General features: G+C 61.6%; 13 protein-coding genes and 1 pseudogene. 5 read left to right on the top strand and 9 right to left on the bottom strand.

Annotated features, from left to right (window positions below; translation table 11 throughout):
- The first annotated feature begins 211 nt into the window (after positions 1-211).
- The gene (locus EN935_RS12650) at positions 212-772 is read left to right on the top strand and encodes an ankyrin repeat domain-containing protein (protein ID WP_127265173.1); all 561 of its coding nucleotides are present in this window, start codon (positions 212-214) and stop codon (positions 770-772) included.
- 44 nt (positions 773-816) lie between these two features.
- On the opposite strand, the gene EN935_RS12645 is transcribed toward EN935_RS12650, so the two are convergent.
- Both EN935_RS12645 and EN935_RS12640 read right to left on the bottom strand, forming a co-directional pair.
- Positions 817-1,344: a gamma carbonic anhydrase family protein gene (locus tag EN935_RS12645; protein WP_126069252.1), complete on the bottom strand. Its 528-nt coding sequence runs from the start codon at positions 1,342-1,344 to the stop codon at positions 817-819.
- A gap of 20 nt (positions 1,345-1,364) precedes the next feature.
- A complete protein-coding gene (locus EN935_RS12640; protein WP_109671716.1) occupies positions 1,365-1,706 on the bottom strand; it encodes a hypothetical protein in 342 nt (113 codons plus the stop codon).
- A gap of 125 nt (positions 1,707-1,831) precedes the next feature.
- Here EN935_RS12640 and EN935_RS12635 point away from each other — a divergent pair, with 125 nt between their 5' ends.
- On the top strand, positions 1,832-2,563 hold the full coding sequence (locus tag EN935_RS12635) for a hypothetical protein (protein ID WP_127265174.1): 732 nt from the start codon (positions 1,832-1,834) through the stop codon (positions 2,561-2,563).
- Between the two features lie 171 nt (positions 2,564-2,734).
- Here the strand turns inward: EN935_RS12635 and EN935_RS12630 are convergent, their stop codons facing one another.
- A complete protein-coding gene (locus EN935_RS12630; RefSeq protein WP_008875567.1) occupies positions 2,735-2,938 on the bottom strand; it encodes a DUF3126 family protein in 204 nt (67 codons plus the stop codon).
- A gap of 151 nt (positions 2,939-3,089) precedes the next feature.
- The gene (cysE, locus tag EN935_RS12625; protein ID WP_056584656.1) at positions 3,090-3,938 is read right to left on the bottom strand and encodes a serine O-acetyltransferase; all 849 of its coding nucleotides are present in this window, start codon (positions 3,936-3,938) and stop codon (positions 3,090-3,092) included.
- A gap of 147 nt (positions 3,939-4,085) precedes the next feature.
- Between cysE and EN935_RS12620 the strand changes: the two genes are divergently transcribed.
- Complete coding sequence (locus EN935_RS12620) at positions 4,086-4,688, top strand: hypothetical protein (RefSeq protein ID WP_109671719.1); 603 nt, start codon at positions 4,086-4,088, stop codon at positions 4,686-4,688.
- Between the two features lie 109 nt (positions 4,689-4,797).
- Here the strand turns inward: EN935_RS12620 and EN935_RS12615 are convergent, their stop codons facing one another.
- The 3 genes from EN935_RS12615 to EN935_RS12605 are packed head-to-tail and all read right to left on the bottom strand — an operon-like array spanning position 4,798 to position 6,771.
- Positions 4,798-5,565 carry an alpha/beta hydrolase gene (locus EN935_RS12615; protein WP_164757809.1) on the bottom strand — a complete coding sequence of 256 codons (768 nt, stop codon included), beginning with the start codon at positions 5,563-5,565 and terminating at the stop codon, positions 4,798-4,800.
- A 20-nt stretch (positions 5,566-5,585) separates the two neighbouring features.
- On the bottom strand, positions 5,586-6,149 hold the full coding sequence (locus tag EN935_RS12610; RefSeq protein WP_109671721.1) for a DUF192 domain-containing protein: 564 nt from the start codon (positions 6,147-6,149) through the stop codon (positions 5,586-5,588).
- A gap of 25 nt (positions 6,150-6,174) precedes the next feature.
- Positions 6,175-6,771: a cold-shock protein gene (locus tag EN935_RS12605; RefSeq protein ID WP_109671722.1), complete on the bottom strand. Its 597-nt coding sequence runs from the start codon at positions 6,769-6,771 to the stop codon at positions 6,175-6,177.
- Positions 6,772-6,988: 217 nt separating this feature from the next.
- On the opposite strand from EN935_RS12605, the gene EN935_RS12600 reads away from it, so the two are divergent.
- Positions 6,989-7,429, top strand: coding sequence for a VOC family protein (locus EN935_RS12600; protein WP_109671723.1), 441 nt, complete (start codon positions 6,989-6,991; stop codon positions 7,427-7,429).
- Between the two features lie 205 nt (positions 7,430-7,634).
- Positions 7,635-7,928, top strand: a complete 294-nt coding sequence (locus tag EN935_RS12595; protein WP_109671724.1) for a DUF2218 domain-containing protein — start codon at positions 7,635-7,637, stop codon at positions 7,926-7,928.
- Positions 7,929-7,936: 8 nt separating this feature from the next.
- Here the strand turns inward: EN935_RS12595 and EN935_RS12590 are convergent, their stop codons facing one another.
- Both EN935_RS12590 and EN935_RS12585 read right to left on the bottom strand, forming a co-directional pair.
- On the bottom strand, positions 7,937-8,497 hold the full coding sequence (locus EN935_RS12590) for a DUF1697 domain-containing protein (RefSeq protein WP_109671725.1): 561 nt from the start codon (positions 8,495-8,497) through the stop codon (positions 7,937-7,939).
- Positions 8,494-8,848: pseudogene (locus tag EN935_RS12585) on the bottom strand (threonine dehydratase); the annotation flags it as partial. The gene EN935_RS12590 and the pseudogene EN935_RS12585, both read right to left, overlap by 4 nt.

The raw sequence follows: 8,848 nt of genomic DNA, 5'->3' as shown, positions 1-8,848 counted from the left end.
GTCCCCACCCTCCCCGTCCCCAACGACCGGGTCAAAGGAGCCGGCCCCGTCCCCGGGCCGGCTCCGCCATTTCTGGCGGAGGCAGTTCGAAAACCAATCAGCTTGGAGTGGCTGAAAAATCGCAATCTCATTCAGTCGAATCGTCCCGTCTTTCCACGCACAGAAGATCGGAGCACTATGAGCCGTTGGTTCCGCCCTCTGGATCACGGCGATGTTGGAAATCCCGGAAGATCGATGCGAGCGCCATCGTCTGTTCAAGGCTATCGACGATGCCTTCAAGGGCGGCGACTTCGACGGCCTCGGCGTGGCCTTGGGCGGCTCTTCCCGCTGGTTCGATGAGCGCATGCCGTTTGAGTTCGGCCTCGGGCATCCGCTGGAATATGCGATCTATTGGAGCCCCGTCGGCTTCATCTCGACCCTGCTCGATGCCGGCTCGGATCCGAATTATCAGGATCACGGCGGGTTTCCGTCTATCATTGCGGCGCTGTCCACCGACAGGGCAGACAGGCTGGACATTGTGCAGGTGTTGATCGACGGCGGTGCTGCCCCCAACATGCGGGGCGTCAACGACTGGACGCCGCTTCACTATTCGGTGGCCATCCGCAGTGTCGATGCGATCCGCCTGCTTTTGGCAGCGGGCGCCGACCCGGCGCTCGAAACCCGCATCGATGACTACAGGACAGCCATCGAGGAAGCCGAGATTGCCGGTTTTGAAGCCGGTGCTTCATTGCTGCGCGATCCGATTGCCGGGCGCAGCTCCAACGGACAATGAGTTGGGCGCGGCGAAACCATCACCGACAGGTGGCCAAGCTGACCTCAGACCTTCTTCAACCCCGCCTTGAAGCGCTTGCCATTGGCAACGTAATGCGCCGCCGAGCCGCGCAACCTTGCCACGGCCGCGTCGTCCAGCACCCTGATCACCTTGGCAGGTGAGCCGACGATCAGCGAATTGTCCGGGAATTCCTTGCCTTCGGTGACCAGCGCGCCGGCGCCGACCAGCGAATTCCTGCCGATTTTCGCGCCGTTCAGCACGATGGCGCCCATGCCGATCAGGCTGTTGTCGCCGATCGTACAACCATGCAGCAAGGCGCGGTGGCCGATCGTACAGCCCTCGCCAATGGTCAGCGGAAAGCCGGGATCGGTGTGCATCACCGTATGTTCCTGCACGTTGGTGTCGGCACCGATGACGATGGGCTCATTGTCGCCGCGAATGACGGTGCCGAACCAGAAGCCGGCGTTGCGGCCGACCCGCACGTCGCCGATCAGCGTCGCATCGGGCGCGATCCAGTTTGAGTCCGCATCCGCGAAGCTGGGCTCCGTTCCATCGATCGCATAAAGCGGCATTTTTCGGTCTCCGAATCGTCTCAGGCTGGCAATTCGGACCCTAGGAGACGGATCGTCCATGAGGCAATGGCAAGCACGACGACGCCCAGCGCCAAGGACCAGGCAATCGCCGTGCAGCCGCAAGACATCAGTGCCCACTTGGAAATGCGGCGCTCACGCCGGGCATCGATGGCATCGTTGACCAGCATGAAAGGCCCGGCACAAGCAGTCGCGAGCAGCGAGCGCAAGACATGTGACGGCGACACATAGGGTTCGGTGAAGGCGACCTTGCGGCCCGACACCAGTTCCATGGCCGATCCAGCCAACCCGCAGGCCGTCAGCCCGACGACAAAAGCGAAGAGTGTGAGTTCCAGCGGTCCCATCTTAACTTTCCATTTACCATGAAATTGCACAGTCGTTCCATGAAGGCTGCAAGGGCCATGCCATGCGATGTGTGCCGCCCAGGGACAACAGAGGCGGACAGGCGGCTCGAGATCCGAGGACTGAGATGAAGCAGGCAGCGCTCGCCAACGGCCCCGAACTCACGGTGGTCGATTCCAGGCTGATGAAGCGGGTGTTCTACGGGTTCGCGGCGCTGGCGCTGCTGTCGGTAGCGATCAGCCTTGGTGGCAAATGGTTCGGCCATTCGATCGCCATGGCCGGATACACCGACGACGCAACGGTCCACCAGGTGGTGATCGCCAACAATGTCATTGCCGTGCCGGCCAACACCATCCGTTTCGCCCAGGCCCGGCGCGACGGCATCGCTTCGCGGCTCGACCTCTATCTGCGCTATCCCCAGATGGAAGGCTACAGCGAGGCCGCGCGGGACGATTTCAACCATACGGGCACTGCCAAGAGCATCATCTTCCTGTCCTTCGAACAGCAGATGATGTCGCGTGACATGAGTGGCCGCTTCGCGCCGATCTATAGCGCGTTGATCACCCAGCCCGGCATTGCGGGACCTGGCGGCACGACGGTGTACGGTTTCAACGAGAAATCAGGCTATCTGAACGAGGTGCTGGTTGTCGGCAAACGCCCCGGCAAGGACCCGTTCGTAGCCCGTTGCCTGAGCGGGCCGAGTGCCGAGGAATCGCTGGCGCCCTGCGAGCGCGACATCCAGGTCGGCGACGAACTCAGCCTCACCTATCGCTTCCCAAGGGAGTTTCTGGGTGATTGGCAGGCGCTCGACGCTGCAATCGCCACCGAAGCCGGGCGCGTCCTGAAGTCAGGACATTGAGAACGCTTCGGGAGATCCGGCTGGCCGGCCGCATGAGGCGGAGCCGGCCCAGCGCTAAAGCGCGTCGCGTTCGAGCGGATTCAGGCGACGCGCTTTAGATCTTTGATTTCATGCATGTCGTTGCCCCAAAAACCGGGGCCACTTTTGGGCGACATGCATTGGACAGCTGGCTCAGGCCAGATCGATGTCGAGGATCGCCATCGAGAAATTGTAGTCGCCGTCGTCCTCGTCCTTGAAGACGATGCCGAGGAATTCGTCGCCGACATAGACCTCGGCCGAATCGTCCTTGCGCGGCCGTGCCTTGACCTCGATCTTGGGGTTCTGGAAGACGCGCTTGAAATAGGCGTCCAGCTTTCTGATTTCGTCCGGCTTCAACAGTCTTCTCCGATCATCGGGCTTGCTCGTTCGAACGCGCTTCTGGCACGTCGACAATGGCGATGTAAAGGCAAGCGGCCTGATAAGGCGAGACAACCACCCGCTCATGCAAGCGGCTGGAATCCGGCAGCAGGCGGCGGCCTCGTGAAAATCAGATGTCGAAGCTGACGACCTGATCCATCGTCTGCGACGGCAGAAGCTGGTCCATCTGGCGCGACGGTTGATCGCAGCCGGTCTCGCCGACGACACGGGCCGGCACGCCGGCAACCGTCTTGTTGTGCGGCACTGGCGACAGCACCACCGAGCCTGCCGCGATCTTCGAGCAATGGCCGATTTCGATGTTGCCGAGGATCTTGGCGCCGGCGCCGATCAGCACGCCGTAGCGGATCTTGGGGTGACGGTCGCCGCCGGCCTTGCCGGTACCGCCTAGCGTCACGCCATGCAGGATCGACACATCGTCCTCGATGACCGCCGTCTCGCCGACCACGAGGCCGGTGGCGTGGTCGATGAAGATGCCCTTGCCGATGCGGGCGGCCGGGTTGATGTCGGTCTGGAAGACCGATGACGAGCGGCTCTGCAGATAGAGCGCGAAATCCTTGCGGCCCTGGTTCCACAGCCAATGCGCCAGCCTATGCGTCTGGATGGCGTGGAAACCCTTGAAATAGAGCACCGGCATGATGAAGCGGTCGCAGGCTGGATCACGATCGTAATAGGCCTGGATGTCGACGCGCACGGTCGTTGGCCAATCCTTGTCGTCGGCCAGCATCGATTTGAACGTCTGGCGGATGAGATCGGAGCCGATGTCCTGGTGGTCCAGCCGCTCGGCCAGCCGATGGATAACCGCTTCCTCCAGGCTGTCCTGGTTGAGGATGGTCGAATAGAGGAATGCGGCGAGCAGCGGGTCGCGGTTGACCGCCTCCATCGCCTCGTCGCGGATCGAACGCCAGATCGGATCGACCGGCTGCAATGCGCTGTGTCGGGAAATGCTGATGCTGTTCATCGCCGTCTCGTCCTGCGCCCTGCCGGGCTTGCCTGTTGCGCTTGCCTGTTGTCTGGCCGCACATATAAGCCAGATCATAGCACGATTGAACTCAATTTTCCTTAGTGCTTTGTCAAATGGATTTGGTTCGCGGGAATTCAAGCAGCCATGGAAAACGAACCCTTGATCGACGACGCGCTGAAAAGCGAGCTCTCAGCACTCTACCGGGCCAAGAGCCGCCACTACCACAACCTTGCCCATATCGAGGCGATGCTGGGCCTGGCAGGCGACTATCGAGGCTCGCTCGGCGATCCCGAGGCGATCGAAGCGGCGATCTGGTTCCACGATGCCATCTATGACAGCAAGGCCAAGGACAACGAGGCGCAAAGTGCTGCCCTTGCCGAGAAAAGGCTGGCGAGCCGCTCGGATCCGTCACGCCTCAATCGTATCTCGGCGATGATCGTCGCCACCGCCACGCACCAACTGCCGCCGTTCGACGACGCGACGGCCACACGGGACGCAAGTCTTTTCCTCGACATGGATCTGTCGATCCTGGGTGCCGCGCCGGATGCCTTCGACGCCTATGAGCGCGCCGTACGGCGCGAGTACGCCTGGGTGGAGGAGCCGATGTGGCGGGCTGGACGCAGTGCGGTCCTGAAGAATTTCCTCGCCCGCCCACACATTTTCCACACCGAAGAGTTTCGCCAGCGCTTCGAACCGCAGGCCAGGCTGAACATGGCGCGGTCGCTGGCGGCCCTCACAAACAGCTAGACTAGGAGCAATCAGGTAAAGGCGCCTATTGTCGATGCCAGCATCGCCAGAATGGCCAAGCCTGCCATCAACGACAGCCCATTGAGAACGATCCCCGGAAGCCGTCCGCTCAGAGCGGATTCTCGGCATAGAACTCCAGCACGCGCTGCTTGAAGGTCTTGTCCCCGACGGCCAGCATATGGTCACGGCCCTCGATGTGAAAGGCCCTGGCGTTCGGCATCAATGCTGCAAGCTCATCGGGCGACCCGCCAATGTCGTCGGTCGTGCCGACAGCGACCAGCGTCGGCTGGGCAATGAGGGCAATATCCTGCTCGCTCAGCAATTCGCGCGATTTGGCGATGCAAGCGGCCAAGGCACGGCGATCGCTGCGGGTCTGGTCGGCGAAGGCGCGAAACGATCGGCCGCGCGGATGGCTGGTCGCGGCCGGATCATCGGCAAGCAGTGCGGCGGCGATCGGATCCCAATCGCCGACACCATCGATCATGCCGATACCAAGACCTCCGAAAACCAGCGTCGCCACCTTGTCCGGATCGGACAGCGCCATGAACGCCGCGATGCGCGCGCCCATCGAATAGCCCATGACATGGGCGCGCTCGATGCCGAGATGGCCAAGCAGGGCGGCGGCATCGGAGGCCATCTTGACCGGCGTATAGTCGGCCTCCTCATAACTCTTGGACGACGAGCCGTGGCCGCGATTGTCGAAGGCAATGGCGCGGTAGCCGGCATCGTTCAGCGTCTTGAACCAGCCGGGCGACACCCAGTTGACATAATGGTTCGAGGCGAAGCCGTGGATCATGAGCACCGGATCGCCATCGCTCGATGCCGGCTGGCGGTCGAGGAAGGCAAGGTCGAAACCGTCATGGGTGAAAAACTGCATGAGCGATCCCGCCTGCCCACTCAACCGGCACCGCCATTGGGCGCATCGCCATTGTCGGCGGGCGGCATGCCGGGGCCTGACACCGTGCCGACGGCCGGATGGCGCAACAGGTCGCCATATTCGATGCCGTTCCTGGCGGCAGTGCCGGCCTTGAGCTCGAGCACGAAGCGCACCGGTACACCGGGCGAAATAACGGCGTCGGATTGCGGCTCGCCATGCTTGACCGCCCGGACCTTGCCGTCCTGGCCGACAAAGATCAGATCAAGCGGCATCGGAGTGTTGTGCATCCAGAAGCCAACCTGCTGCTGGACCTCGAAGACGAACAGCATGCCGTGGTCGTCCGCCATGTCCTGGCGATACATCAAACCGGCCTCGCGCTCGGCGGCGGTGTCGGCGACTTCGATGGAAAAGGAGCGATCGCCGCCTTTCGTCACCGCGACCAGCGGCGCCGGATCGGTCGGAAGGATCATCGCCCGGCTGTCCGCCGAGGTTGGCTTTTCGGAATAGAAATAACCACCGGCAGCGGCGGCGACGGCAATTACGACGCACGTCACGCTCGCAGTCAGCCAGTTCCTGTAAGCCATTCGAGATCCTCGGCCGGAAATCGTCCTAGTGCGAGACCGGCAAGGTCCCCATATCAGGGTGAATTTCGGCGGCCATAAGGCCTTTGTCGCCGCGTCCGAAACGAACCAGCACGACCTGCCCAGGCCGAAGCTCGGTGATGCCGTAACGGCGCAAGGTCTCCATGTGGACGAAGATGTCCTCGGTGCCCTCACCGCGGGTGAGAAAACCAAACCCCTTGGTGCGGTTGAACCATTTCACCAAAGCGCGTTCGAGACCGCTCTCCGGCGTCACCGCGATATGGGTGCGCTGCTCCTGCATCTCGGCCGGATGGACCGCCGTGGTGACATCCATGGAGAGCACCCGAAAGGCCTGCAATCCGCGGTCGCCATGCTTGACGAGACAGACCACGCGCGCGCCCTCCAGGGCCGTCTGGAAGCCGTCCCTTCGAAGACATGTCACATGGAGGAGGATGTCGCCCGAGATTCCGTCATCCGGGAGGATGAAACCATAGCCCTTGGCCACATCGAACCACTTGATGGCGCCGGCTACTTCGAGCAGATCAGCGGCATCGCCGCCTTCGTCACGCTGCAAGGCGTCGCCAAGGGTTCCGTCCCGCCCCGTCAAAGAGGCCTTTTCCCCCATAAGAATGCCCCCTTGTTTCAAGAACACCGCAACTGATTCTTGACACCAGATTAACACCGCGGCTTCCGGTGTGTGCAAGACCTGCCGTGCCTTTTTTCACGGTTCATTGGGGGAATACCGGATTTGTTCTTTGCCGGCATTGCGCACTGCCGCATGATTGCCCTTTGACAGGGCCGACCCTATGTTGCACCGCAACGCAATTTATCGAGGAAATCACATGCGCTATCTGCACACCATGGTCCGCGTCGCCGACGTCGATGCCTCGCTCGATTTCTACTGCAACAAGCTCGGCCTAAAGGAGGTGCGACGCTACGAAAACGAACAAGGCCGCTTCACGCTGATCTTCCTCGCGGCCTCCGAAGACGAGCAAAGCGGCATCGCCGACAAAGCGCCGCTGGTCGAACTGACCTACAATTGGGATCCGGAAGACTACAAGGGCGGGCGCAATTTCGGCCACCTCGCCTATGAGGTCGACGATATCTACGCCACCTGCCAACATCTGATGGACAATGGCGTCATCATCAACCGGCCGCCGCGCGACGGCAACATGGCCTTCATCAGGTCGCCTGACGGCATCTCGATCGAGCTTTTGCAAAAAGGCCCGGCCAAGGCCAAGGCCGAACCGTGGGCTTCGATGGCAAACACCGGAAGCTGGTAGTCCATCACGCTGTCTTGAGCGGATAATGCTCGGCTGACAGGTCCGGTACCGTTTGGTATTTCCCGGGACGGCGCCTATCTGTCCAGCTGTGGCGCCTGCCTTTGTTTTATGCATGTCGTTCCCCCAAAAAGCGGGGGCCACTTTTGAGCGACATGCATCAGGTTGGCGCCAAGCCACACAAACAAGCGCTTGCCCAGGAGAGTTCATGCCGACCAGCCATGCCGACGTCACCACCGAACATGCCAGCCGCTACCTCCAGCAGCTCTGCAAGCACTGGGCGCACAAATTCCCGGTCGAGTTCGATCCCAATCATGGCACCATCGATCTCTCAATGGGCCGCACAGTTCTGGACGCAGACGCGAGCGCTCTTCATATCGCGGTGACGACTGACGAGGGCGGATCGCTCGAGCGCCTGGAAAGCGTCGTCGCAGATCACATCAAGCGCTTTGCTTTCCGCGAAGAACTGACCTTCGACTGGAAACCCGCTCCGGCAGCCTAGGCGGCGACTTACTTCTCACCAGCCTGGGCGGCCATCGCCAGCAGCGCCTGCACCGAGCGCCAGTTGCGCGCGGTGCCCGGCACTGTCAGCGTGCGCGGGATCAGCCCGGCAAACACCGATTTGCCCAGCCCGTCCGGCGCGCTGAGGTAGAGCACATCGCCCTTGATCTCGAAGCGTTCGGAGCCGGTGCACTTTTCGGCCAGCCGCGCCGCCTCATCGGCGGTCGGCTCGCGCTCCAGCACATAGGCGTGCAGCTTCGTGTGGTCCGCGGCAACTTCCGGATAGGGATTTTCGCTCACCAACCGCTCGAACCATGAGAGATCGCGCACCATGATGCGCGAATAGAAACCCCATTTCTTCTCGAAGGCTGCTTCGATCTGTTTCGTCAGCGTCGCCGCGTCGCCTTTGTCAGTCCGGAACACGGCATTGCCGCTCTGCACATAGGTGGCGACATCGGAAAAGCCGAGATCCTCGAAGAACGACCGCAGCTCCGCCATCTTGACGATGCGGTTGCCGCCGACATTGATGCCGGAAAACAGCGCGACGAAGATTTTTCCGGCACCGCTCATATGATGAACCCAGCCAATGTCTCGTTGTCGGTGATGTCCTGATACTGGACTCCCTCGGCCTCGAAGTTCGCCTTGAGCAAATCGAAATTGCGACGGTCCTTGGTTTCGATGCCGATCAGCACCGAACCGAAATTGCGTGCCGATTTCTTCAGATATTCGAAGCGGGCGATGTCATCGTCGGGACCGAGCAGTTCGAGGAAGTCGCGCAGCGCGCCCGGCCGCTGCGGAAAGCGGATGATGAAGTATTTCTTCAGCCCCTCGAAGCGCAGCGCCCGCTCCTTGACGTCCGGCAGCCGCTCGAAATCGAAATTGCCGCCCGAAACCACGGCAACGATGGTCTTGCCCCTGATC

The sequence above is a fragment of the Mesorhizobium sp. M7D.F.Ca.US.004.03.1.1 genome (assembly GCF_003998635.1).
GTDB classification, from domain to species: domain Bacteria; phylum Pseudomonadota; class Alphaproteobacteria; order Rhizobiales; family Rhizobiaceae; genus Mesorhizobium; species Mesorhizobium loti.
The sequence above is the reverse complement of the archived record's forward strand: the minus strand, read 5'-3'. Positions and strand labels throughout refer to the sequence as shown.

Excerpts from the sequence above, each read along its gene's own strand:
- EN935_RS12650 (WP_127265173.1), top strand. The coding sequence starts at position 212 with ATGTTGGAAATCCCGGAAGATCGATGCGAGCGCCATCGTCTGTTCAAG.
- EN935_RS12645 (WP_126069252.1), bottom strand. The coding sequence starts at position 1,344 with ATGCCGCTTTATGCGATCGATGGAACGGAGCCCAGCTTCGCGGATGCG.
- EN935_RS12640 (WP_109671716.1), bottom strand. The coding sequence starts at position 1,706 with ATGGGACCGCTGGAACTCACACTCTTCGCTTTTGTCGTCGGGCTGACG.
- EN935_RS12635 (WP_127265174.1), top strand. The coding sequence starts at position 1,832 with ATGAAGCAGGCAGCGCTCGCCAACGGCCCCGAACTCACGGTGGTCGAT.
- cysE (WP_056584656.1), bottom strand. The coding sequence starts at position 3,938 with ATGAACAGCATCAGCATTTCCCGACACAGCGCATTGCAGCCGGTCGAT.
- EN935_RS12620 (WP_109671719.1), top strand. The coding sequence starts at position 4,086 with ATGGAAAACGAACCCTTGATCGACGACGCGCTGAAAAGCGAGCTCTCA.
- EN935_RS12615 (WP_164757809.1), bottom strand. The coding sequence starts at position 5,565 with ATGCAGTTTTTCACCCATGACGGTTTCGACCTTGCCTTCCTCGACCGC.
- EN935_RS12610 (WP_109671721.1), bottom strand. The coding sequence starts at position 6,149 with ATGGCTTACAGGAACTGGCTGACTGCGAGCGTGACGTGCGTCGTAATT.
- EN935_RS12605 (WP_109671722.1), bottom strand. The coding sequence starts at position 6,771 with ATGGGGGAAAAGGCCTCTTTGACGGGGCGGGACGGAACCCTTGGCGAC.
- EN935_RS12600 (WP_109671723.1), top strand. The coding sequence starts at position 6,989 with ATGCGCTATCTGCACACCATGGTCCGCGTCGCCGACGTCGATGCCTCG.
- EN935_RS12595 (WP_109671724.1), top strand. The coding sequence starts at position 7,635 with ATGCCGACCAGCCATGCCGACGTCACCACCGAACATGCCAGCCGCTAC.
- EN935_RS12590 (WP_109671725.1), bottom strand. The coding sequence starts at position 8,497 with ATGAGCGGTGCCGGAAAAATCTTCGTCGCGCTGTTTTCCGGCATCAAT.